We start from the raw sequence: 23,095 nt of genomic DNA on the forward strand, positions 1-23,095 counted from the left end.
CTCAGCCCTCGATCTGGGCTTCAATGCGGGCGACCATCGTGGCCGGCACCTCGGGGGCGCGCAGCTGCGCCAGCACCCGCGTCTTGGCCTGCGGCGGCATGACGGCGTCATCCTCGACGAAGGCGACGAGTCGGGCGCGACGTTCGGCGGACAGCGCGACCATCTCCTCAGTATCCCCCGGCCCGCTGTCGGCCGGGCCACGCCGCATGTCGGGATCGACCTTGATGCCGGTGCCCAGAAGAGGTGTCTGCCGGGCGACGACCAGCTCTCCGGCGATCGCATCGGCGGCGACGATCACGTCGTCGTCCTGCCGGCGCAGCACCGGCGCCCGGACCACGGCGAGCCGCTGCTCCGGCCCCACGATCAGCACCTGCCCCGCGGAATCGACCGCGCTGGCCGGCAGCCGGGCGACGCCGCCCAGTTCGGGCTCAGTCACCCGGACGGTCGCGAAATCCCCAGCCCGGAAGCCCGCCGCGCTGTCGAGACGGGCATAGAGGACGCGCCCGGTCTCTCCCTCGGCGACCAGTGCGCTTTCGCGGGTAATCACGCCCGTGGTCGAGAGGACGTAGTCGTTGACCTCGAGCGACACGGTCACCGGTGCGTCGATCAGGCTGCCCGCCTCGTCCACCAGCCGCGCGTATTGCGGGGTCGAGACGCGAAACGCCACTTCCAGCGCCTCGCCGTCGATGAGGTCGGCCATCCGCTCGTTCGCCGAGACGAGACCGCCCTCGCTGACCACGACCTCGGACAGGATGCCGTCGAAGGGCGCGACGACCTCGGTGTCGTCCAGCGCCCGCTTGGCCTCGTCCAGCGCGATCCGCTGGCGCTCCAGCGCGGTCGTCGCCTGGTCGACCCGCGCCTCGGCATCGGCCAGAGCCTGCCGGCGCGACAGCACGGCCTGGTCGGCGGCGGCGGCGTTCAGTTCGGCGGTCTCGAGATCGGCGGCGGTGCCGACGCCGCGATCCGACAGGTCCCGCTGTCGCGCGAGGGCCTGCCGCCGCAACTCGGCCTGCGCCCGGCCCGACGCCAGGTCGTCGCGCGCGATGTCGACGGCGCGGCGCGCGTCCCGCAACTCGGCCTCGGCATCGGCCACGTCGGTGCGGGCGATATCGCGGGCGCGCTCGGCCTCGGTCGGATCAATTCGGAACAGGAGGTCGCCCCGCGTCACGCGGGCGCCGGCGTCGATGCTCTCGCCCACTCCGATCACCCGCCCCGAGGCCGAGGCGCGCACCTCCAGCGACCGGCGGCTCTGAACCTCGCCGAAGGTCTCGAGCACCGGGGCGATGGTTTCGGGCGTGACCTCGATCACGTCGACGCTGACCACCGGCTCTTCGGCCGGAGGACGGGCGGGCGTGTCGGCCAGCCGGGTCTGGAGCGCCGACCACACCGTCGCGGCGGCCAGCGCCAGAAGCCCGACCGTCGTCGCCATCAGGAAGACGCCGACCAGCGTGCGGCGCAGGAATTGCATGTCGTCTCAACCTCTCGCGAGCGGTCCCGCAGGTCTACAGGCAGGACCGGGTTCGACCAAGTTACGAGGTTGTTACGCGCCGGCCGCCTATTTCCGTCGCCGGTGTTCGTCGAGACGCGGAAAAATCTCGACGAAGTTGCAGGGCCGGTGCCGGTAGTCGAACTGCAGCGACAGGATCTCGTCCCAGCCGTCGCGGCAGGCGCCCGTGCTGCCGGGCAACGCGAACAGGTAGGTGCCGTTCGCCACGCCGCCGCAGGCGCGGCTCTGCACCGCCGAGGTGCCGATCTTGGCCATCGAGACATGGGTGAAGACGGTCCCGAAGGCGTCGATCTCCTTCTCGTAGACGTCGCGGTGCGCCTCGACCGTCACGTCGCGGCCTGTCAGCCCCGTGCCCCCGGTCGAGATGACCACGTCGACATCCGGGTTGACGCACCACTCGCGCAGCTTCTCCGCGATCGCGGCGCGGTCGTCCCGCAGCATCGCGCGGTCGGCCAGGACATGCCCCGCCGCCTCCAGCCGTTCGACCAGAGTGTCGCCCGAGCGGTCGTCCTCGGGCGAGCGCGAGTCGCTAACGGTGAGGATTGCTATGCGGACCGGGATGAACGTGCGGGTTTCGTCTATGGACGACATCGTCACTCCTTGCCATCGCCGCGCAGGCGGGCCTGCAGCGCCAGCAGGTCGGCCCAGGACTCGCGCTTGGCGGCGGGATTTCTCAACAGGTAGGCGGGGTGCAGCATCGGCAGCGCCGGGCGCCCCAGCGCCTCGGTCCAGGTGCCGCGCAGCCGGGTGATGCCCCGGCGGCCCAAGAGGCCCTGACAGCTGATGTTGCCCATCGGGATCACGAGTTCGGGGTCGACGAGATCGACGTGACGGCGGATGAACGGCAACATCATCGCGATCTCGTCGGCGTTCGGGTCGCGGTTGTGCGGAGGCCGCCACGGCAGGATGTTTGTGATATAGAGCGCCTCGGTCCCCGGCCGGTCGCGGCCCAGGCCGATGGCGGCGAACATCCGGTCCAGCAGCCGCCCGGCCCGCCCGACGAAGGGCTTGCCCTGCTGGTCCTCTTCCCGGCCGGGCGCCTCGCCGATGATCATCACACGCGCCGCCGGGTCGCCGTCGCAGAACACCAGCGACTTCGCCCCGCGCTTCAGCTCGCAGCCCTCGAACGCCGCCAGCGCGGCGCGGAGCCCCTCAAGGTCCTGCGCCGCCGCGGCGGCCTCTTCTGCAATGCCCACGGCGTCGGGTCCGGCGTCGCGCGGGGGGGCCTCGGCCACCGCGGCCGACGGCCCGTCCGCGGGCGCCGCCTTCGGCTCGGGCGGCGGCGGGGCGGCATAGCGGTCGACCGGCGCGTCGCCGATCGCCTCGGTCGCGCCCGCCTCCACCTGCCAGGCCAGCAGCGCCAAGGCGTCCTGTGGATCGAGTCCCTGAATCATGGCCCCCTTATAGGGGCACGGAGCGGCGCGGAACAGCCGCCCGAACGGGTCGTTGTACCCCGGCGGTCTCGCTTCTATACACGGCGGAGACCGAGGACGAGCGGGGCGCGATGTTCACACAGACGCATCTTCTGGGGATCGAGCCGCTTCATCCTCTCGAGATCACCGCGATCCTCGACCGCGCCGACCATTACGTCGCGATGAACCGCTCCGAGGACAAGCACGCCGAGGCGCTAAAGGGCCTCACCCAGATCAACATGTTCTTCGAGAACTCCACCCGCACGCAGGCGAGCTTCGAGCTGGCCGGGCAACGCCTGGGCGCCGACGTGATGTCGATGGCGATGCAGGCGAGCTCGATCAAGAAGGGCGAGACGCTGATCGACACGGCGCTCACCCTCAACGCGATGCGGCCCGACCTGCTGGTGGTGCGGCATCCCCATTCGGGCGCCGTGGACCTGTTGGCGCAGAAGGTGAACTGCGCGGTACTGAACGCGGGCGACGGGCGGCACGAGCACCCCACGCAGGCGCTGCTGGACGCCCTGACCATCCGCCGGGCCAAGGGGCGCCTGCACCGGCTGGTCGTGGCGATCTGCGGCGACATCGCCCATTCCCGCGTGGCGCGGTCGAACATCCAGCTGCTGGGCAAGATGGAGAACCGCGTGCGGCTGGTCGGGCCGCCCACGCTGATGCCCTCGGCCGCGGCGGACTGGGGCGTCGAGGTCTACGACGACATGCGCGCCGGGCTCGAGGACGCCGACGTGGTGATGATGCTGCGCCTTCAGAAAGAGCGGATGGACGGCGGCTTCATCCCGTCCGAGCGGGAATACTACCACCGCTACGGGCTGGACGCCGACAAGCTGGCCGGCGCCAAGGACGATGCCATCGTGATGCATCCGGGCCCGATGAACCGCGGGGTCGAGATCGACGGCACGCTTGCCGACGACATCAACCGCTCGGTGATCCAGGAACAGGTCGAGATGGGGGTTGCGGTGCGCATGGCCGCGATGGACCTCCTGGCGCAGAACCTGCGCGCCGCGCGGGCGGAGGCCGCCGATGCCTGAGCGGCGCCACGCAACGAAGAGATAGCGATGACCGACACGATCGAGATACCTGAGCGCGACTGGGGCAAGGTCCACGTCTTCACGCTGGACCTTCGCGCCGACGAGGTCCCGGCCTTTACCACCCCGGACGATTCCGGCTGGCCGCTGAAACGGGCGCTCGGCGCGACGCATCTGGACCCCGAACGGGTCGAGGTGCTGGCCACGCGCGAGCTGACCGGAATGGGCCTGTCGGGCTACCTCGTCGAGGGACAGGGCGTGCAGGAGGCGCAGGTCGTCCCCGACCGCGCGCGGCTCGATGCGCTGACCGGGCATGTCGTGGTCCTGCCGTCCGTCGCCTTGGGCACAGGGGCGCAGACGCTGAGACCGACGGCGCCGCTGGCCCATTTCGCCACCTACAGCGAAACGCCGGCCCGCCCCGCCAATGAACGGCTCGAATCCGAAAGCGCGCGCGGCACGCTCACCGGCGGGCGCACCGATCCCGCCCCGGCGGGCCAGGGATCGCGCGCGCGGCTGATCGCCGTGATCGCGGCACTCGCCGTGGCGGCGCTGCTGCTGGTCTGGGCCTTCGCCGGATGACCGAACGCACGCTGATCCACGATGCCCGCCTGATCGACCCCGAGCGCGGGAGAGATGCCGCCGGCGCGCTTCTGGTCGAGGACGGCCGCATCGCCCATGTCTTCGACACGCCGCGGCCCGACGACGTCACCTGCGATGCCCGCGTGGACGCGGGCGGAAAGTGCCTTGCGCCCGGCATCGTCGACCTCGGCGTCAAGGTGTCCGAGCCCGGCGAGCGCCACAAGGAAAGCTTCGGCTCGGCCGGTCTGGCGGCGGCGGCGGGGGGCGTGACGACGATTGTCACCCGGCCCGACACCGACCCCGCCATCGACACGCCGGAAGTGCTGGAATTCGCCGCCCGCCGCGCCAATGCCGACAGCCCGGTGAACGTCGTCCCGATGTCCGCCCTGACCCGCAACCGGGCGGGACGCGAGATGGTCGAGATCGGCTTCATGCTCGATGCCGGCGCCGCCGCCTTCACCGATTGCGACCGGGTGATCGCCGATACCAAGGTGATGCAGCGCTGCCTGACCTATGCCCGCGGCCTGGGCGCGCTGGTTCTGGCCCACCCGCAGGATCCGGGCCTGTCCGCCGGCGCCAGCGCGACCAGTGGCAAGTTCGCCGCCCTGCGCGGGCTGCCCGCCGTCACGCCCATGGCCGAGCGGATGGGCTTCGACCGGGACATGGCGCTGGTCGAGATGACCGGCGCCCGCTACCACGCCGACCAGGTAACCAGCGCCCGCACCCTGCCGCCGCTTGAGCGGGCCAAGCAGAACGGCTTCGACGTGACCGCCGGGGTCTCGATTCACCACCTGACGCTGAACGAACTGGACGTCGGCGACTATCGCACCTTCTTCAAGGTGAAGCCCCCGCTGCGCTCCGAGGACGATCGCCGCGCTGTCGTCGAAGCGGTGGCGAGCGGCCTGATCGACGTGATCTCGTCGATGCACACGCCGCAGGACGAAGAAAGCAAGCGCCTGCCCTTCGAAGAGGCGGCGAGCGGCGCGGTGGCGCTCGAGACGCTGCTGCCGGCGGCGATGCGGCTCTATCACGCGGGCGACCTCGACCTGCCGACGCTGTGGCGGGCGATGGCACTGAACCCCGCGCGGCGGCTGGGCCTGCCCGGCGGACGGCTGGGCGCGGGCGCCCCGGCGGACCTCGTGCTGTTCGATCCGGACGCGCCCTTCGTGCTGGACCGCTTCACGCTGAGATCGAAGTCCAAGAACACGCCGTTCGACGGGCAGCGCATGGAGGGCCGGGTGCTGGGCACCTGGGTCAACGGACGGCGCGTCTTCGGATGATCCTGCGCGCGCGCCTCACCCCCACGAAGAGGGAAACGACATGCTGATCCTGGTGGCCGTGCTGGCCTACCTCCTGGGCTCGATCTCGTTCGGGTTCGTCATGGCGCGCCTGTTCGGGCTGGGCGACCTGCGCCAGATCGGCTCGGGCAATCCCGGCGCCACGAACGTGCTGCGCACCGGGAACAAGCTGGCGGCGTTCCTGACGCTGGTGCTCGACGCGGGAAAGGGCGCGATCGCGGTGATCGCCGCGCGGCTGCTCCTGGGCGAAACGGCGGCGCAGGTGGCGGGGTTCGCCGCGTTCGCGGGGCATTGCTACCCGGTCTTCACCCGCTTTCTCGGCGGCAAGGGCGTGGCCACGTTCCTGGGAACGGCGCTCGCGCTGTCGTGGCCGGTGGGCCTGATCTCGTGCGCGCTGTGGATCGGCACCGCCGCGCTGCTGCGCATCTCGTCGCTGTCGGCGCTCGTCTCGGCGGCGCTGACGCCGGTCGCGGCCTTTGCCCTGGGGCGGTCCGACCTGTCGCTGCTGCTGGCGTTGCTGGCGGTGCTGGTGTTCTGGCGCCACCGGGGCAACATCGTGCGGCTGGCGCGCGGGATCGAGCCGAAGATCGGGAAGTGACCGACGCCTTTCGCCGCGCATTCGACGCGCTGCCGGAGGGTACCTTCACCGGCACGGCCCACGGGCGCCGCTGGGTGGTCGCCAAGACCTCGTGGGCCGACGGTCGCAGCCGGAAACTCTGGGCCGAGGCCGAGGACGGCGATCACGTCAGCCTGAACCTCTACACCCTGCGCGACGGGCGCCAGCGCCTGCGGCCCTGCGAAATGTCCGACGACAAGGTCGTGGCGTTCGTGCTGGCGCTGGTGCCGGATCAGTAGCTGTAGTCGCCGAAAACGCGGGTCACGTCGCCGTTCCAGTCCCCCTCGTAGCGAGCGATCAGCTCGTCCGCCGGGGTCTGGCCGGTCTCGACCGTTTCTTTCAGCGCGTTCAGGAAATGGCTCTCGTCCGGCAGCATGCCGCCGGCGCCCTGCCGGCCGCGCGCCTTCAGCCCGCGATCGGCAATGGCGACTACCTCGCGGGCGAGATCGTGCATCTTCACGCCGTTCGCCTCGGCTTGCAGGCCGTGGACCGAGGCCGAGACGCGCAGCGCCTCGCGGGTTTCGGCATCCCAGTCCTTCACGAGGTCCCAGGCGGCATCCAGCGCGTTACGGTCGTAGGTCAGCCCGACCCACAACGCCGGCAGCGCGCAGAGCCGCCGCCACGGGCCACCGTCGGCGCCGCGCATCTCGATGAACTTCTTCAGCCGCGCCTCGGGGAAGATCGTCGTCAGGTGGTCCGCCCAGTCCGACAGCGTCGGGATCTCCCCCGGCAGCGCCGGCAGCTCGCCCCTGAGAAAGTCGCGGAACGACTGGCCGAGCGCGTCAATGTACTGCCCGTCGCGGTAGACGAAGTACATCGGCACGTCGAGCGCGTAGTCCACCCACCGCTCGAAGCCGAAGCCGTCCTCGAACACGAAGGGCAGCATGCCGGTGCGGTCGGCGTCGAGGTCGCGCCAGATGCGGCTGCGCCACGACTTGTGGCCGTTCAGCCCGCCCTCGAAGAACGGCGAATTGGCGAAAAGGGCCGTCGCCACCGGCTGCAGCGCCACCGCGACGCGCAGCTTGCGGACCATGTCAGCCTCGGACCCGAAGTCGAGGTTCACCTGCACCGTGCAGGTCCGGTACATCATCTGCGTGCCGTGGGTGCCGACGCGGCCCATGTAGTCGGTCATCAGCTTGTAGCGGCCCTTGGGCATGCGGGGCATGTCCTCGTGCCGCCAATGGGGCGCGGCGCCGAGACCGATGAAGCCCGCGCCGATCCCGTCGGCCACCGACTTCACCTCGGCGAGGTGCTGGTTCACCTCGTCGCAGGTCTGGTGGATGTTCTCGAGCGGGGCGCCCGACAGTTCCAGTTGCCCGCCCGGTTCGAGAGAAACGTTCGCGCCGTCCTTCTCGAGCCCGATGATCAGGCCGCCCTCTTCCACCGGGCTCCAGCCGAAGCTGTCGCGCAGCCCTTCGAGCATCGCCCGGATCGAGCGCGGGCCGTCATAGGGCAGCGGCTTGAGCGTGTCCTTGCAATAGCCGAACTTCTCGTGCTCGGTGCCGATCCGCCAATCCTCGGGCGGCTTGCACCCGGCCTCGAGATAGGCCGCAAGCTGCGAGACGTCTTCGATCGGGCCACCGCCGGACTGGGGAATGGACATGGGTACTAACTCCGAACGTGGCCGCGCCTCAGAAGCCCTGACGTGGATTCATCGGCGGAGGAAGTCAATGCAGGCGCGGCCGATCCTTGCGCCAGACCGTGCCCCCCTGAACAGGGGATTTCGACAGGCGCGAGAGCACATCCTCGGTGCGCAGATCGGGGAACCGGGCAATCACGTCCAGCATCGCCTCGGCGCCTTCGGCATCCGTGGGGATCGACAGGTTGGTGCCGTCGCCGCCGACGACATCCCATTGCGCCCGCCCTCCGGGCAGCGCGGTCAGCCCCAGGAAGGTGATGTCGTCGGTCGCCACGACGCCCCCGGTCAGCGGTCCGAAATACCCGAGCTGCCCTTCGACCAGCTGCACCACGCCCGGCCCGCCGCCGCCCCTACGGAAGCGGCCGCGCTGAATGCCGGACACCGCCAGCGCGACGCCGCCCAGCACCACGACGATGCCGATCCACAGCATCAGTCCGCCCGTGACCAGCGCCCACCAGAGGCCGAGCAGGATCGCCCCGCCCCCGGCCAGCGCCTCGCGCCAGCGCCACATGAGGGCGCGGACCTGCGGACGGACAAAGCTCATGAGACCTCCTGCGGGCCATCGAAGAAACACAGGGCCAGCGTGCCGATCCGCTCGAATCCGAGCCCGCGATAGGCCCGCAGCGCGGCGTCGGAAGCGGCGAAGCATACCGCGCGAGAGACGCCCCGCTCACGCGCCGCTGTCAGGTGCAGCGCCACCGCCCGCCGCGCCAGCCCCTGCCCCCGGCGTTCCGGCGGGACGTAGACGCCGCCAATCTGCACGATTTCGGGCAGAGCGGCGTTGAACCCCGTCATCGCGAGCGGTGTGTCACCGTCGAACAGCATGACATGCGATCCCACCGCGATTGCGGCGTCGACCTCGGACGCGGCGCGGCTGCGCGCGCGGTCCTGCGGGATGCCGAGCGTCTCCATGACGTACTGGCTGCGCCACTCGATCGCCGTGTCGCGCGGAACCTCGGCCAGCGGCAGGATCCGCCCCGGCCCGTCCGGCACCGCCAGCGGCGACAGGTCGCGGGCCAGCAGCGGCTCGTCGGAATCCAGAGTGGTCCGCGCCCGGCCCAGCCCGGCCGCGGAAACGAGCGGCCGCAGATACTCGGCCGCGCCGATGGCGTGGGTCACGGTCCGGCCACGCAGCAGCGCCGACGCCGCCTCCCAGTCGCCGGAGGGCAGGATGGGAAAGACCGCGCCGCCGCGGGTGACCGTCAGCGCGTCGGTGACCTCGTCCCCGTCCCGCGCGATCCAGAACGTCGGAGCGTGGTCCGCCGCACCGTCGAGCCCGTAGCGGTCGAGGTTCGCGCGCGGAAACATCGCGACGTCGCCGTGCCGCTTCAGGAACCGCTCGATATCGGGCAGGTCTTCCGCGCCGGCCGGGGTCATGCCCAATCTCCCAACGCCTGCTGCCACAGTGTCATGGCCGCGACGGCGGCGGTATCCGCCCTCAGGATGCGCGGGCCGAGACTGACGGTGCGGACCTGCGGGAGGGCCGCGAGCCGCCCCCGTTCGGCCTCGGAAAACCCGCCCTCGGGCCCGATCAGGATGGCCCAGGGACCGCGCTGCGCCCCTTCCAACCCGTGCGCCATGCCCGCCTGCGCCTCGTCGCAGAACATCATCGCGCGGTCGGCGTCCCAGCCCAACACCAGATCGCTCAGCTTGTGCAGCCCAGTGACCTCGGGGACGAAGGTGCCGCCGCATTGCTCGGCCGCCTCGATGGCGTGGGTCTGAAGCCGGTCCTGCCGGATGCGCTCGGAGTTGGTGAAGTCGGTCTGCACCGGCACGATCCGCGCCGCGCCCATCTCGGCGGCCTTCTCGACGATGAAGTCGGTGCGGGCCTTCTTGATCGGCGCGAACAGCAGCCACAGGTCCGGCGGCCGGCGCAAGGGCGCGGTCTGCGCGCGGCAGAGCAGCACGCCTTTCTTCTTGCCGGTCTCGGCGACCTCGGCCCGCCACTCGCCATCGGCCGAGTTGAACAGCGCGACCTCGGCGCCGACAGCGAGCCGCATCACGTTGAACAGGTAGTTCGCCTGCGCCGGCGACAGCGCAACGGTTTGCTCTGCCCCGAGGGGCTGGTCTACAAAGAGTCGGACTTTTGCAGCCAAGGGACCCCCCGATCATGAGCCAGGCGACGACGACCGGACCTGAAGGCCAAGTGGCCGACGCCGTCAAGGGGAACTGGGTCGACAGGCTCGCCCCCGCGGCCACCCGGCCCTACCTGCGGCTGTCGCGCGCCGACCGGCCCATCGGCACCTGGCTGCTGCTTCTGCCCTGCTGGTGGGGACTGTTGCTCGCGGCTCTCAGCCAAGGGCGGTTCACGTGGTTCGATGCCTGGATCTTCGCCGGATGCGGCATCGGCGCGTGGCTGATGCGCGGTGCCGGCTGCACCTGGAACGACATCACCGACCGGCATTTCGACGGCGCGGTGGCGCGCACGATGTCGCGCCCGATCCCGTCGGGGCAGGTCAGCGCGAAGCAGGCCTTCGCTTGGCTCTGCGCGCAGGCGCTGACCGCCTTCTGTATCCTGCTGACCTTTCCGCCCGCCGCCATCGCGCTCGGGATCGGCTCGCTCGGGCTGGTCTGCATCTATCCGTTCGCCAAGCGGTTCACCTACTGGCCGCAGATCTTCCTGGGCCTCGCCTTCAACTGGGGCGCGCTTCTGGCCTGGACGGCGTCGACCGGATCGCCGGGATGGCCAGCGGTCGCGCTCTACCTCGGCGGCATCTGCTGGACGCTGGTCTATGACACGATCTACGCCCACCAGGACAAGGAGGACGACGTCCTGATCGGCGTGAAGTCCACCGCGCTGCTGTTCGGGTCGGCCACGCGGCGATGGCTGATCGGCTTTGCCGCCGCCACCGTGTCCCTGATGGGGCTGGCTGTGCTGCTGGCGCTGGTCGGTCCGGCCGGCCCACTGACGCTCGCCGTGGCGTTCGGGGCGCCCTGGGCGATGGGTTGGCACCTGTTCTGGCAGATCCGGACGGTCGATATCGATGACCCGGACCTCTGCCTGCGGCTATTCCGATCGAACCGGAACGCCGGGCTGATTCCGGTGGGACTTTTCGCCTGTGCCCTTCTGGTCTGATTGCACGGCCCGCCGCCCGGCGGTATTCACCGCGCAGACAGAGGCAACATAATCGGACCCCGATGACGCGACGCGCCCGCCTTCCCGCCCTGATCGCCTTTGGCACCGCCGGAGCGGTCGCCTTCGGCGCCGCCGCGCTGAGCGTCTCCGAGATCGAGCGCCGCTCGGTCGAGGCCGTCGACACCGCTCTGGAAAGCGCCGGGCACGGCTGGTCCGAGGTGGACGCGGACGGGCTGCAACTGACCCTGACCGGCACCGCACCGGACGAGGCGACGCGGTTCCGCGCCCTGTCCATCGCGGCCGGGATCGTCGATCCGAGCCGGGTGATCGACCGGATGCAGGTCGCCGAGGCCGAGGCGATCGACGCACCGGACTTCTCCATCGAGGTGCTGCGCAACGACGAGGGCATCTCGCTGATCGGGCTGGTGCCGGCGGCAACGGACCGTGGCGCGCTGGTCGACCGGATCGAATCGCTGTCCGACGGCGCCGAGGTCACCGACCTGCTCGAGACGGCGGACTTCCCCGCGCCCGAGGGCTGGGATCCCGCGGTGGATTTCGGCCTCGAGGCGCTGCGGCAGCTGCCCCGCTCGAAGGTCTCGATCTCGCCCGACGCGGTGTCTGTCACCGCCATCGCCGAGGACCGCGCGGCCAAGACGCGACTCGAGAACAGCCTGTCCCGGGCAGCCCCCCAGGAGGTGAGCCTGACGCTCGACCTATCGGCGCCGCGGCCGGTGATCACGCCCTTCACGCTGCGCTTCCGGATCGACGGCGACGGGCCCCGGTTCGACGCCTGCTCGGCCGAGACCGAGGAAGGCCGCTCGCGCATCCGGCAGGCGGCTGCCGAGGCCGGGATGGAGGGTGAAATCGGATGCACGCTGGGCCTGGGCCGCCCCACGCCCGACTGGTCGAACGCCGCGGCCGAGGCGATCGCGGCGGTCGCGCGCCTTGGCGCCGGCACCGTCACCATGAGCGACGCCGACATCGCCCTCGTCGCACCGCCCGAGATCGAGCGCGACGCCTTCGACCGCGAGGTCGGCACCCTGCAGGCCGCCCTGCCCGACGCCTTCTCGCTGGACGCCACGCTGCAGGAACCGGCGGAAGAGCCCGACGCCGACACCCCGGACCCCACCTTCGTCGCGACGCGCAGCCCCGAGGGCGAGGTCCAGATGCGGGGCCTCGTGCGCGACGAGCGCGCCAGCGACGCCGTCGAGAGCTTTGCGCAGGCGCGCTTCGGGCTGGAGACCGTGACCAATGCGCTACGGCTGGAACCGGATCTGCCGGACGCCTGGGCGAACCGGGTGCTGGCGGCGGTGGACACGCTGAGCCTGCTGGACCGCGGCGCCGCCACCGTCGAGCGGGACGAAATCGTCGTATCGGGCACCACCGGCAACGCCGACGCCCGCGCCGAGATCGCGCGGCTGATGACCGAGCGCCTCGGCGGATCGGCCGAGTTCACCGTCAACGTGACCTATGACGAAACCCTCGACCCGGCCCTCTCGGCGCCGACGCCCGAGGAATGCGTCGAACAGATCAACGCGGTGCTCGAGACCCGGCAGATCACCTTTGCCCCCGGCTCGGCCACGATCGATTCGGAAGCGCGCGAAAGCCTCGACCGCATCGCCGAGCTGCTGAAGACCTGCGAGGACGTCCAGATGGAAGTCGCCGGCCACACCGACAGCCAGGGCCGCGAGGTGATGAACGAGGAACTCTCGCAATCCCGCGCCGAGGCCGTGCTGGGCGCGCTCATGGCGCGGCGCGTGCTGGTGTCGAACCTGACCGCGAAGGGCTACGGCGAGACCGAGCCGATCGCCGACAACAGCACCGCCTCGGGCCGGGAGGCGAACCGGCGGATCGAGTTCTCGCTCATCGCACCCGAGGGCGGCGATGCGTCAGGTGAGGACGATGAGGACAGCGGGCCGGAAGGCGCGGGCGGGGACGACGCCTCGGGAACGGAAACAACGGACGAAGGTGACGCTCAGTGAACCGCACGGAATTCATCATTGCCACGGCGGTAATCCTCTTCGTCGCCTTCGCCCTGGGCTGGTTCGCATGCTGGCTGGTGCACCGGCTGACGCGCGTCAGCCAGGCGGATATCGGCGCGCTGGAGACCATGGCCCAGCAGCTGCACGACGCGGAGGAGAGCCGCGACCAGGCGCTGGCGCACCTGCAGCAGCGCGAGACCGAGATGGCCGGCCAGCTGAGCCAGACCGAGGCCGAACTGCGCGCTGCGATGGACGGTCTGCGGGACGCGCGCCACGAGGCCGAGGAGCTGCGCGCCTATGTCGAGCGGATGAGCCACGTGCAGTAGCGTCCGGGGGCTCTGCCCCCGTCCCCGCGATGCGGGGACTCCCCCGGGATATTTCCGGAACCAAAGAGGGTGCGGGTCACCAGCGGCCGAGGGCGTCCTCGTCCTCGGGGCGGGCCGCGACCCAGGCGGCGCCGGTCGCGCCGATTTCCTTCTTCCAGAAGGGGGCGCGGGACTTGAGGTAGTCCATCAGGTATTCCGCGGCGGCGAAGGCGTCGGCGCGGTGGCGCGCGGCGGTGGCGACCATCATGATCAGCTCGTTCGGTGCCAGCCGGCCGTGGCGGTGGATGACCAGGGTCTCGGCGAGGGACCAGCGGGTGGCGGCCTCGTCGCAGATGGCGCGGATCGCGCGGTCGGTCATGCCGGGATAATGCTCGATCTCCATCGCCTGAAGATCGCCGGTGTCGTCGCGGACGAGGCCGGTGAAGGTCACGACCGCCCCAGCCCCGGCGGCGCGTGCGGCGAAGGCGCCGGTCTCGGCCCCGAGGTCGAACGGGGCGGACTGGACGCGGACGACGCTCATCCGCCGGTCATCGGCGGGAAGAACGCCACCTCGCGCGCGCCGGCGAGCGGCGCGTCGAAATCGGCGAGTTCCTGGTCGAGGGCCACGCGGATCGCCGCGGGATCGGCGAAGGCGGCCTCGTAGCGGGCTTCGCGCGATTTCAGCTCGGCCACGAGGTCGGCCACGGTGGCGGCGTCGGTCTCGACCCGCTCTTTCGGCAGGCCGATGCGTTCGCGGACCCAGGCGAAGTAGAGAACGTCGATCATGTCTCCTCCGGCTCGCGCAGATGCGGCAGCGCCTTGCGGAAGTATTCCCAGCCCGTCACCAGCGTCAACGCCGCCGCCAGCCACAACAGCGCGAGACCGACGATCCCGGCCGCGTCGCGGGCCTGGGCGAGCCAAGTCAGGCCGACCTCGTCGGGCAGGCTGCCGGTGATGATGCCGTCGATCATGGCGGCGTCCATGCCTTGGCTGCGGTCCAGCAGGTGATGCAGGAAGATGCCCTGCGAGAACAGCACTGCGATGGCGACCATCTGCAGCGTCGTCTTCCACTTGGCGAGCTTGGTCACCTTGAGTTGCTTGGCCTTGGCCCCGAGAAACTCGCGCAGGCCCGAGACGAACACCTCGCGGAAGACGATCATCGTGGCCGGCAGGACGAGCCACGGCGACATCGACGAATAGCCGACGATCACGAGAAGCGCGATCACGACCATCGCCTTGTCCGCGATCGGGTCCAGCATCGCACCGAAGCGGCTTTCCTGCGCCCAGTTGCGGGCGAGATAGCCGTCGAACCAGTCGGTCACCGCCGCGCCGACGAACAGCAGAAGCGCGAACCAGTCGGCCCAGGGCCGGTTGAAGTAGAGAAAGGCGATGGCGACGCCCGGCGCTGCAAGCAGGCGCAGGACGGTCAGCACGTTGGGAACGGTCCATGTCATTGCGGCACATCTAATCCCTGCGGCGGGATTGGGAAAGGCGCCGCGTGCCTGCGCGGCGCCTTTCCACGATTTTTCACTCCGCGGCGAGGAGATCGGCGACTTCGAGGAGGATGAACTCGTTGTCGTCGGCCCGTCCGGCCCGGCGTCCGACCGAGAAGGGATAGTTGTTGTCGTTCGCCACGACGATCGTGTCCGCGTCGACCCGGTCGACATTTTCGATCGTCACGAAGGGGAAGGTGAAGGTCCCGTCGGTGGTGCTGTCTGCCAAACCGTCGGGATCGGCGATGTCGAGAAGGTCGATATAGGCGATCTTCTCGAGCACGCCGTTCGCGCCCGTGCGGCCGAGATCGACGAGGTAGATGCGCTTGAACGCGGCAGGATCGTCGGAGAAGGCGGCCGTGCCCTGCCCGCCGTCGCGCTCGATCACGAGACCCCGGGTGCCGCCGATCAGGTTGAAATCGCCGATCGCGTGATCCGCCGCCTCGAGCGGGTAGTAGCGTGTCTCGTCCCCCCAGGCCGCATCCTCGGGCGTGAAGGTGAACATCGGCAGGACCGGCGTCCCGTCGATCGTCATGGGCGCGCCCTCTCCGGGGTTCCAGAGCGGCTTTTCCAGCAAGGGATAGAGCGTCCGGCCGTCCTCGGACAGGGCCATCCCCTCGTAGCCGCCGGAGCGCATCGCCCGCACCTCGCTCGGAAGCGCCGTGCCGGGATTGGGCGTCGCGACGGCGGGGTTGTCGGACGAGCGGATCAGGCTGCCGCCGGGTTCGGTGGGCACGACCTGCCGCACGAAGCCCGTACCGTCGACCTCGATCAGCCACGGGCCGAACTCGTCGCCGATCCAGTAGCCGTCGCCGACGGGCTGGATCGATTCGGTGTCGAAATCGGCGCCGGTAAGATAACGCTGCACGGTGGCCTCGTTCGTGATCGGGAAGGGCACCTTCCGGTCGGGATCGGAGAGGAACACCGTCCGTTCGGGGATCATGCGGCCCGCCGCCCAGTCGGCGCGCATCTCGTGAAACATCAGGAGCGCGTCGGCCGAGTTCGCCTTGGCGCCGAACCCGTTGTCCGTCAGCACGAGGAAGCGGTCGCCCCCGAGGCTGCGGATGCCGGAGAAGCCCTGCAGCGGTTGTCCCGGAAACGGCCGCGACAGGCCCGTCGCGGGATCGTGGATCGCGTAGAGGTCCTCGACCCGCTCGTCGGCGGTGAAACGGCCGGACATGCCGAACATCGGCGGCGCATCCGCCGGCGCTGGCACGAATGATTGCGCCGGCAGGACGGCATGCTGCGCGAGCGTGGCGGTGAAGCGCTGCGGGCCGCTTTCCTGTGCCGCGAGCGCCAGCGGCACCAGGGCGAGAGCGAGGGGGGACCAAAGCCGAACGGGTATCATCTGCATTCTCCACGGTATTGTCCCGCGGACATTTGAGCGCGCCCGGTGACAGGCGTGTTTCGCAGCTGCGACACTTCGGTGACGGGCTCAGCCCTTCGGGTGGAAGAAGTCGTAGATCGTCTCGGCCAGCCCCTCGCTGATGCCGTCGACGGCCCGCAGGTCGGCGAGATTCGCCCGGCTGACCGCCTTGGCCGAGCCGAAATGCGACAAGAGCGCCCGTTTCCGCGTGGCGCCGACGCCCGGCACCTCGTCGAGAGGCGTCGCGCTGACGCTCTTGGCGCGCTTGGCGCGGTGGGTGCCGATGGCAAAGCGGTGGGCCTCGTCCCGCAGGCGCTGGATGAAGTAGAGGACCGGGTCGTTGTGCGGCAGGGCGAAGGGCCGCTGGCCGGGGCGGTGGAACTCTTCCTTGCCGGCGTCGCGGTCGATGCCCTTGGCCACGCCCACCATTGCGATGTCCTCAACCCCCATCTCGGCCATGATGCCATGCACGGCGCTCACCTGCCCCGCGCCGCCGTCGATCAGCAGCAGGTCGGGCCACATGCCCTTGTCGCGGTCCGGGTCCTCTTTCAGGAGGCGCTGGAAGCGGCGGGTCAGAACCTCTTTCATCATGCCGAAGTCGTCGCCCGGCGTCAGGTCGTCGCCGCGGATGTTGAACTTGCGGTACTGGCTCTTGATCATGCCCTCGGGCCCGGCCACGATCATCGCGCCGACGGCGTTCGTGCCCTGGATGTGGCTGTTGTCGAACACCTCGATCCGCTGCGGCACCGTGTCCAGGTCGAACGCCTCGGCCAGTCCCTTCAAGAGCTTCGACTGGGTCGCGGTCTCGGCCATCTTGCGCGCCAGGCTCTCCCGTGCGTTGCGGGTGGCGCTGGCCACCAGCTCGGCCTTCTCGCCACGCTGGGGGACGTGCAGCTCGACCTTGCGGCCCGCCTTTTCGGACAGGACCTCGGTGACGAGATCGGGATCCTCGATTCCGTTTGACAGCAGGAGCAGCCTGGGCGGGTCCTTGTCGATGTAGAACTGGCCGATGAAGGCCTGCAGCACCTCTTCGGCTCCCGCGCCCGAGCCGGTGCGGGGATAGTAGTCGCGGTTGCCCCAGTTCTGGTTGGCGCGGATGAAGAACACTTGCACGCAGGCCTGGCCCGACTCCATGTGGAGCGCGATCACGTCGGCCTCGGCCACGCCCTTGGGGTTGATGCCCTGCGCGGACTGCACCTGCGTCAGGGCGCGGATACGATCGCGCAGGGCCGCCGCGCGCTCGAATTCCATCGCCTCGCTCGCCTCGGCCATCTGCTTGGCCAGCTCGCCCTGCACCTTGGTCGTCTTGCCCTGCAGGAAGCGTTCGGCATCCGCCACGAGGCCGGCATATTCCTCTTCCCCGATATAGCCGACGCAGGGCGCGCTGCAGCGCTTGATCTGGTACAGCAGGCAAGGCCGCGTCCGGGTCTCGAAGGTGGAGTCGGTGCAATTGCGCAGAAGGAACACCTTCTGCAGCTGGTTCAGCGTCCGGTTCACGGCGCCCGCGCTGGCGAAGGGGCCGTAATAGGCGCCCTTCTCCTTCTTGGCGCCGCGGTGCTTCTTGATCTGGGGAAAACCATGATCCTTGGCGACGAGGATGTTCGGGAACGACTTGTCGTCGCGCGCCAGCACGTTGTAGCGCGGCTTGAGCTGCTTGATCAGGTTCTGCTCGAGCAGCAGCGCCTCGGTCTCTGTGCGGGTCGTCAGGAACATCATCGAGGCGGTGTCCTCGATCATGCGGGCGATCCGGGGGCTGTGGCCGGAGGGGCGGGCATAGTTCGACACCCGCGCGCGCAGGTTCCGCGCCTTGCCGACATACAGCACCGCGCCCATCGCATCGAGCATGCGGTACACGCCCGGCGAGGCGTCGAGCGTCTTCAGGTAGCTCTGGATACAGGCATAGCCGGTGAGGGCCTGGTCGGTCATCGCGGGTTATTTACGATTCTGTCATGCGGCTGCCAAGAAGCGGCAGTGGGGGCAAGGGCAAACATCTCCACCAAATGTGTGGATAAGTCGCGGGACAATTTCTCGACAAGTGCCGATTTTCCTTTGTAATCGGGCGGATTCAACGAATTGCATACTTTTTGGGCGCATATCCAACCCATTGATTTTCAATGTTATTTTTATGGTAGTTGACGCAATACATTGAATTTTCACGTATTTTTCCGGCTATACACGGCGCCTCCCGGCCCGACGTGCATAACTTACCTAGGGTCGCGGCCGAAGCTGCTATTCGACGCCCACGACGTCCGGGGTTCGCCAGGCCAGATGCTGCCCGCCATCGACGCACAGAAGCTGGCCCGTGACCGCCGGGGCGTCGATGAAGTATCCCAGCGCGCCGGTGATGTCCGCGGGGTTCGATCCGCGCGACATTATCGTCGCCGCGCGCTGGCTGTCGAAGTGCGACTCCGACTGCCGCGCCCCCTGCAGCGTCGGTCCCGGCCCGATCCCGTTGACCCGGACATGAGGCGCCAGCGCCTGCGCGGCGGTCCGGGTCAACGTCCAGAGGCCCGCCTTGGCCAGCGTGTAGGTCGTGAACTCCGGCGTCAGCTTGCGCACCCGCTGGTCGATCATGTTGATGACCAGCGCGACGGCGCGCGGTTCGTCCATCTCGTCCTGCTCGGCCACGGGGGCCTGGGCGGCAAAGGCCTGGGTCAGGAACAGCGGCGCGCGCAGGTTCGAGGCCATGTGCCTGTCCCAGCTTTCGAGCGTGGCGGTGTCCAGCCTGTCGTGCTCGAAGATCGAGGCGTTGTTCACCAACAGGGTCAACGGCCCGCCAAGCGCCTCGGAGGCGCGCGGCACCAGCGTCTCGGTCTGTCCGGCATCCAGCAGGTCGGCCTGGACGGCGTCGGCCCGGCGGCCCTTGCCGCGGATTTCCTCGGCCACCTCGCCGGCCGCGTCGACCGAGCCGTTGTAGTGCACCGCGACATCATATCCCCGGTCCGCGAGATAGAGCGCCATCGCGCGTCCCAGCCGCTTTCCGCCGCCCGTCACCAGTGCCCTGTGCTGCATTCCTCGTCTCCTCAGCCGACAACCAGCCAAAGGTAGCCGCCATAAAGTACGGTCAAGGCGCCCCCCCAGACACGACCCATCGACCAGTGCAGCAGCACGAAGGGCGCCAGCAGCACCGACGCGCCGGCCATGACCCATAGGTCGAAGCGCAGGAACGCGGGATCGACGTCGATCTCGCCCACCAGGCTCGCGATGCCGATGATGGCCAGAAGGTTGAACATGTTCGAGCCGATGACGTTTCCGAGCGCCACGTCGGCCTGCTTGCGGTAGGCGGCGGACACCGTCGTCGCCAGTTCCGGCAGCGATGTCCCGATCGCCACCAGCGTCAGGCCGATGACGCTGTCGCTGACGCCGAAGCGCTGCGCGATCTCGGTCGCGGAGTCGATCAGGATGTCGGCGCCAAGCGGCAGGCCAATCAGTCCCAGCACGAGAAACATCAGGATCTTCCACCAGCGCATGCTGGGATCCGCGCCCTCCAGGTCCTCGACATCGTCCGTCAACGCAGCCTCGGCCGTGCGTTCGGCGTCGGCGCGGCGGTGGTTCAGGGCGGCGCGGAACTGGTCGCCCAGCATCACCGCCAGACCTGCCAGCAGGACGAGGCCGTGCCACCATGTCAGCGGCGCGAAGAAGCACAGCGCGATGAACAGCGCGGTCGCGGCCAGCATCATCCAGTAGGTCCTGCGGCTGTCGCACTCGTCGGTCCAGAAGCCGAAGATCAACGCCGGCACGCCCAGCACCATAAGGACGTTCGCCGTGTTCGACCCGACGACGTTGCCGATGGCGATGCCCGGCGCGTCGGCCAGCACCGCGTTGACCGAGATCAGCAATTCCGGGGCCGACGTCCCGAAGGCGACGATGGTCAGCGACACGATCAGCGCCGGCACGCCGAGCCGGAGCGAGGTGTTCACCGCTCCGCGCACCAGTGCGTCACCGGCGAGCAGAAGAATGACGAGGCCAAGTCCCGCGAGCAGGAAATCCATCCGCTCAGCCCTTGGCCTTGCCGCAGGGACAGGGGCCCGACCCGATCCGGTAACGCCCGCAGGACGTGCATTTCAGCGACTTCAACTGCTTCTGACCCGGCATGCGGAGACGGCCGAACATTGCCATCACGCCCATGCCGATCAGGAAGAGTAAGACGATCTTTACGATCAAGGCTGCACACCGAACCGGGCATAGGCGGCGCGGTCCTCGAACTCGGACAGCGCGTCGCCCACCACGCGGGCGCCGAGGCGCGACAGAAGCGGCTTCTTCTGCTGGTACGAGATGAAGCGCACCTCGTCGCCGAAGAGCTCTTTCATCTTCGGCACGACGTGGGCCACGCCATCGACCAGCCCGATCTCGCGCGCGCGCTCGCCGACCCAGATGTCGCCGGTGAACAGATCCCGGTCGGAGGCCAGCCGGTCGCCGCGGCGGGATTTAACATGGTCGATGAAGCTGTCGTGGATCTGCCCCTGAAGGGTCTTGAGGCGCGCGACGTCCTCGTCCTTCTCGGGCTGGAACGGGTCCAGCATGCTCTTGGATTCGCCGGCGGTGTGGACCCGCCTTTCGATGCCGTGGCGACTGATGAACTTGTTCAATCCAAAGCCGGAAGAGATGACGCCGATGGAGCCGACGATCGAGTTCGGATCGACCCAGATCTGGTCGGCGGCGGCGGCGAGCCAGTAGCCGCCCGAGGCGGCGACGTCCTCGACGAAGGCGTGAACGGGAATCCCCTTCTCTTCCGACAGGCGGCGGATGCGGGCGCCGATCAGAGAGGACTGCACCGGGCTGCCGCCCGGCGAGTTGATGACCAGCGCCACGGCCTTGGGCTTGCCGCGCCGGAACGCCTTTTCCACAAGGGGTGCGAGGGCCGCGTCGCTGAGACGGCCGGGACCGGGGCCGCTGGCGATGATGCCCTGCAACCGGATGACGCCGACCTTCGGGCCGGGACGCAGGAAGGGAATGTGCTTTATCATACCTGACCATTTAGAGGCCCCGCGGACCCGCAACAAGGCGGCGCGGCACGGTATGCGATCCGTGCACCGGACGTGCACAAGGCGTGCACGATCCGGCATACGATCTGCACCCCGCCCGTCAGCTGCGGATGCGCCAGCCGGTGCGGAAGATCCACCAGATCGTCACAAGGCAGAGCGCGGTGAAACCGAGGATCGCCAGCAGGCTGAGACCGATCGACACGTCCGCCATACCGAAGAACGCCCAGCGGAACCCCGAGACGAGGTAGACCACCGGATTGAACAGCGTGATCGTCTGCCAGATCTCCGGCAGCATCGAGATCGAGTAGAACGACCCGCCGAGGAAGATCAGCGGCGTGATGACCAGCAGCGGCACCAGCTGGAGCTGCTCGAAGTTCTGCGCCCAGATGCCGATGATGAAGCCGAACAGGCTGAAGCTGAGACAGGTCAGCACGAGGAAGGCGATCATCGCGAACGGATGGGCGATGGTGACGTCGACGAACAGGAACGAGGTTGCCAGGATGATCAGCCCGATGGCGAGCGACTTGGTCGCCGCCGCCAGCACGTAGCCCGCCGTGATCTCGAGGAACGAGGCGGGGGCCGAGAGCAGCTCGTAGATCGTGCCGATGAACTTGGGAAAGTAGATCCCGAACGAGGCGTTGTTCACCGATTGCACGATCACGCTCAGCATGATGAGGCCCGGCACGATGAACGCGCCGTAGCTGACGCCCTCGACCTGCTCGATCCGGCTGCCGATGGCAGCGCCGAACACGACGAAATAGAGCGCGGTCGATATCACCGGCGACACGATGCTCTGCAGCAGCGTGCGGAAGGTGCGGGCCATCTCGAAACGGTAGATGGCGCGGACGGCTTCGAGGTTCATGCAGGATCCTTTCCCACGAGGCCGACGAAGATGTCCTCGAGCGAGCTTTGGCGCGTCTGGAGGTCGCGCAGGGTCAGTCCGGCCGCGGCCACGTCGGACAGGAGTCGGGTGATGCCGGTGCGGTCGGCCTTGGCGTCGTAGGTGTAGACGAGGTCGCCGTCGTCATTGCGGTGCAGGTCGTAGCCCGCCAGCGCCGGCGGCACCTCGGTCACGTCCTCCTGCAGTTCGATGATCATCTGCTTCTGGCCCATCCGGCGCATCAGGGCGGCCTTTTCCTCGACCAGCAGGATCTCTCCGTCGTTGATCACGGCGATGCGGTCGGCCATCTCCTCGGCCTCTTCGATGTAGTGGGTCGTGAGGATGACGGTGACGCCGTCGTCCTTCAGCGCGCGGACCACGCGCCACATGTCCTTGCGCAGCTCGACATCGACGCCGGCGGTGGGTTCGTCGAGGAACAGCACGCGCGGCTCGTGCGACAGGGCCTTGGCGATCAGCACCCGCCGCTTCATGCCGCCCGACAGCTCGATCACCTTGGACTCGCGCTTGTCCGAGAGCGACAGCTTGCGCAGCACCTCGTCGATATAGGCGTCGTTGCGCGGCTTGCCGAACAGCCCGCGCGAGAAGCGGACGGTGTTGATGACCTTCTCGAAGGGTTCGAGGTTGATCTCCTGCGGCACCAGACCGACCAGCGCGCGGGCCTTGCGGTAATCGTGGACGACATCGTGGCCGCCGACCCGTATCTCGCCCGAGGTCGGCGTGGTCAGGCCGCAGATCGACGAGATGAGCGTGGTCTTGCCCGCGCCGTTCGGCCCCAGCAGCGCGAGGATTTCGCCCCGGCGGATAGACAGGTCGACCGAGCGGAGCGCGGTGAAGCCGCTGGCAAAGCGCTTTCCAAGGCCCGAAACCGTGACGATATCGTCCATTGTCGTCCTCCC

At 69.0% G+C, this 23,095-nt stretch carries 26 protein-coding genes; 8 read left to right on the forward strand and 18 right to left on the reverse strand.

Annotation, left to right across the window (positions count from 1 at the left end; genetic code table 11):
- Position 1 precedes the first annotated feature (1 nt).
- The 3 genes from BMZ25_RS05990 to BMZ25_RS06000 all read right to left on the reverse strand — a co-directional run bounded on the left by BMZ25_RS05990 (position 2) and on the right by BMZ25_RS06000 (position 2,901).
- Positions 2–1,468: an efflux RND transporter periplasmic adaptor subunit gene (locus tag BMZ25_RS05990; RefSeq protein WP_092690109.1), complete on the reverse strand. Its 1,467-nt coding sequence runs from the start codon at positions 1,466–1,468 to the stop codon at positions 2–4.
- Positions 1,469–1,555: 87 nt separating this feature from the next.
- Positions 1,556–2,098: a molybdenum cofactor biosynthesis protein B gene (moaB, locus tag BMZ25_RS05995; RefSeq protein WP_092690114.1), complete on the reverse strand. Its 543-nt coding sequence runs from the start codon at positions 2,096–2,098 to the stop codon at positions 1,556–1,558.
- Positions 2,099–2,100: 2 nt separating this feature from the next.
- Positions 2,101–2,901: a uracil-DNA glycosylase gene (locus BMZ25_RS06000; RefSeq protein WP_092690117.1), complete on the reverse strand. Its 801-nt coding sequence runs from the start codon at positions 2,899–2,901 to the stop codon at positions 2,101–2,103.
- A gap of 110 nt (positions 2,902–3,011) precedes the next feature.
- On the opposite strand from BMZ25_RS06000, the gene BMZ25_RS06005 reads away from it, so the two are divergent.
- Genes BMZ25_RS06005 through BMZ25_RS06025 form a run of 5 tightly spaced genes read left to right on the forward strand, consistent with a single transcriptional unit; the run spans position 3,012 to position 6,691 of the window.
- Positions 3,012–3,962 carry an aspartate carbamoyltransferase catalytic subunit gene (locus BMZ25_RS06005; protein ID WP_092690120.1) on the forward strand — a complete coding sequence of 317 codons (951 nt, stop codon included), beginning with the start codon at positions 3,012–3,014 and terminating at the stop codon, positions 3,960–3,962.
- Between the two features lie 27 nt (positions 3,963–3,989).
- Positions 3,990–4,538 carry a hypothetical protein gene (locus BMZ25_RS06010; protein ID WP_092690125.1) on the forward strand — a complete coding sequence of 183 codons (549 nt, stop codon included), beginning with the start codon at positions 3,990–3,992 and terminating at the stop codon, positions 4,536–4,538.
- On the forward strand, positions 4,535–5,818 hold the full coding sequence (gene pyrC, locus BMZ25_RS06015) for a dihydroorotase (RefSeq protein WP_092690127.1): 1,284 nt from the start codon (positions 4,535–4,537) through the stop codon (positions 5,816–5,818). Before BMZ25_RS06010 ends, pyrC begins: the two co-directional genes overlap by 4 nt.
- Positions 5,819–5,858: 40 nt before the next feature.
- Positions 5,859–6,434: a glycerol-3-phosphate 1-O-acyltransferase PlsY gene (gene plsY, locus BMZ25_RS06020; protein ID WP_092690130.1), complete on the forward strand. Its 576-nt coding sequence runs from the start codon at positions 5,859–5,861 to the stop codon at positions 6,432–6,434.
- The gene (locus BMZ25_RS06025) at positions 6,431–6,691 is read left to right on the forward strand and encodes a hypothetical protein (protein ID WP_092690133.1); all 261 of its coding nucleotides are present in this window, start codon (positions 6,431–6,433) and stop codon (positions 6,689–6,691) included. The genes plsY and BMZ25_RS06025 overlap by 4 nt, the downstream gene beginning before the upstream one ends.
- Here the strand turns inward: BMZ25_RS06025 and BMZ25_RS06030 are convergent.
- The 4 genes from BMZ25_RS06030 to BMZ25_RS06045 all read right to left on the reverse strand — a co-directional run bounded on the left by BMZ25_RS06030 (position 6,685) and on the right by BMZ25_RS06045 (position 10,187).
- Entirely contained in the window at positions 6,685–8,055 is a 1,371-nt protein-coding gene (locus tag BMZ25_RS06030) for a glutamate--cysteine ligase (RefSeq protein ID WP_092690136.1), read from the reverse strand. The genes BMZ25_RS06025 and BMZ25_RS06030 overlap by 7 nt on opposite strands.
- Positions 8,056–8,119: 64 nt before the next feature.
- Positions 8,120–8,635, reverse strand: a complete 516-nt coding sequence (locus tag BMZ25_RS06035; RefSeq protein WP_092690139.1) for a hypothetical protein — start codon at positions 8,633–8,635, stop codon at positions 8,120–8,122.
- Positions 8,632–9,468, reverse strand: coding sequence for a GNAT family N-acetyltransferase (locus BMZ25_RS06040; protein WP_092690142.1), 837 nt, complete (start codon positions 9,466–9,468; stop codon positions 8,632–8,634). Before BMZ25_RS06040 ends, BMZ25_RS06035 begins: the two co-directional genes overlap by 4 nt.
- Entirely contained in the window at positions 9,465–10,187 is a 723-nt protein-coding gene (locus BMZ25_RS06045; protein WP_092690145.1) for a 16S rRNA (uracil(1498)-N(3))-methyltransferase, read from the reverse strand. Before BMZ25_RS06045 ends, BMZ25_RS06040 begins: the two co-directional genes overlap by 4 nt.
- Positions 10,188–10,201: 14 nt before the next feature.
- Here BMZ25_RS06045 and ubiA point away from each other — a divergent pair, with 14 nt between their 5' ends.
- The 3 genes from ubiA (at position 10,202) to BMZ25_RS06060 (ending at position 13,475) form a co-directional block, all read left to right on the forward strand.
- Entirely contained in the window at positions 10,202–11,167 is a 966-nt protein-coding gene (gene ubiA / locus BMZ25_RS06050; RefSeq protein ID WP_092690147.1) for a 4-hydroxybenzoate octaprenyltransferase, read from the forward strand.
- 62 nt (positions 11,168–11,229) lie between these two features.
- Positions 11,230–13,149 (forward strand): OmpA family protein, encoded by a 1,920-nt coding sequence (locus BMZ25_RS06055; RefSeq protein ID WP_092690152.1) that lies wholly within the window; start codon positions 11,230–11,232, stop codon positions 13,147–13,149.
- On the forward strand, positions 13,146–13,475 hold the full coding sequence (locus BMZ25_RS06060; RefSeq protein WP_092690155.1) for a hypothetical protein: 330 nt from the start codon (positions 13,146–13,148) through the stop codon (positions 13,473–13,475). The genes BMZ25_RS06055 and BMZ25_RS06060 overlap by 4 nt, the downstream gene beginning before the upstream one ends.
- 76 nt (positions 13,476–13,551) lie before the next feature.
- Here BMZ25_RS06060 and BMZ25_RS06065 read toward each other — a convergent pair whose 3' ends face one another.
- The 11 genes from BMZ25_RS06065 to BMZ25_RS06110 all read right to left on the reverse strand — a co-directional run bounded on the left by BMZ25_RS06065 (position 13,552) and on the right by BMZ25_RS06110 (position 23,083).
- Positions 13,552–13,995 (reverse strand): molybdenum cofactor biosynthesis protein MoaE, encoded by a 444-nt coding sequence (locus BMZ25_RS06065; protein WP_092690159.1) that lies wholly within the window; start codon positions 13,993–13,995, stop codon positions 13,552–13,554.
- Positions 13,992–14,240, reverse strand: coding sequence for a molybdopterin converting factor subunit 1 (gene moaD / locus BMZ25_RS06070; protein ID WP_092690166.1), 249 nt, complete (start codon positions 14,238–14,240; stop codon positions 13,992–13,994). The genes BMZ25_RS06065 and moaD overlap by 4 nt, the downstream gene beginning before the upstream one ends.
- Positions 14,237–14,908: a CDP-diacylglycerol--glycerol-3-phosphate 3-phosphatidyltransferase gene (gene pgsA / locus BMZ25_RS06075; protein WP_092690169.1), complete on the reverse strand. Its 672-nt coding sequence runs from the start codon at positions 14,906–14,908 to the stop codon at positions 14,237–14,239. The genes moaD and pgsA overlap by 4 nt, the downstream gene beginning before the upstream one ends.
- A gap of 73 nt (positions 14,909–14,981) precedes the next feature.
- Positions 14,982–16,295, reverse strand: coding sequence for an esterase-like activity of phytase family protein (locus BMZ25_RS06080; RefSeq protein WP_218142514.1), 1,314 nt, complete (start codon positions 16,293–16,295; stop codon positions 14,982–14,984).
- 87 nt (positions 16,296–16,382) lie between these two features.
- A complete protein-coding gene (gene uvrC, locus BMZ25_RS06085) occupies positions 16,383–18,239 on the reverse strand; it encodes an excinuclease ABC subunit UvrC (protein WP_092690175.1) in 1,857 nt (618 codons plus the stop codon).
- A gap of 303 nt (positions 18,240–18,542) precedes the next feature.
- Positions 18,543–19,325 (reverse strand): SDR family oxidoreductase, encoded by a 783-nt coding sequence (locus BMZ25_RS06090; RefSeq protein ID WP_092690178.1) that lies wholly within the window; start codon positions 19,323–19,325, stop codon positions 18,543–18,545.
- Between the two features lie 11 nt (positions 19,326–19,336).
- On the reverse strand, positions 19,337–20,305 hold the full coding sequence (locus BMZ25_RS06095; RefSeq protein WP_092690181.1) for a calcium/sodium antiporter: 969 nt from the start codon (positions 20,303–20,305) through the stop codon (positions 19,337–19,339).
- 4 nt (positions 20,306–20,309) lie between these two features.
- Positions 20,310–20,477: a hypothetical protein gene (locus BMZ25_RS20755; RefSeq protein WP_177190401.1), complete on the reverse strand. Its 168-nt coding sequence runs from the start codon at positions 20,475–20,477 to the stop codon at positions 20,310–20,312.
- Positions 20,474–21,280 (reverse strand): S49 family peptidase, encoded by an 807-nt coding sequence (locus BMZ25_RS06100; RefSeq protein WP_092690184.1) that lies wholly within the window; start codon positions 21,278–21,280, stop codon positions 20,474–20,476. Before BMZ25_RS06100 ends, BMZ25_RS20755 begins: the two co-directional genes overlap by 4 nt.
- A 118-nt stretch (positions 21,281–21,398) precedes the next feature.
- Positions 21,399–22,160, reverse strand: a complete 762-nt coding sequence (locus BMZ25_RS06105; RefSeq protein WP_092690191.1) for an ABC transporter permease — start codon at positions 22,158–22,160, stop codon at positions 21,399–21,401.
- Positions 22,157–23,083 (reverse strand): ABC transporter ATP-binding protein, encoded by a 927-nt coding sequence (locus BMZ25_RS06110; protein ID WP_092690195.1) that lies wholly within the window; start codon positions 23,081–23,083, stop codon positions 22,157–22,159. Before BMZ25_RS06110 ends, BMZ25_RS06105 begins: the two co-directional genes overlap by 4 nt.
- Between the last annotated feature and the right edge of the window lie 12 nt (positions 23,084–23,095).

The sequence above is a fragment of the Tranquillimonas rosea genome, from assembly GCF_900111315.1.
GTDB classification, from domain to species: domain Bacteria; phylum Pseudomonadota; class Alphaproteobacteria; order Rhodobacterales; family Rhodobacteraceae; genus Tranquillimonas; species Tranquillimonas rosea.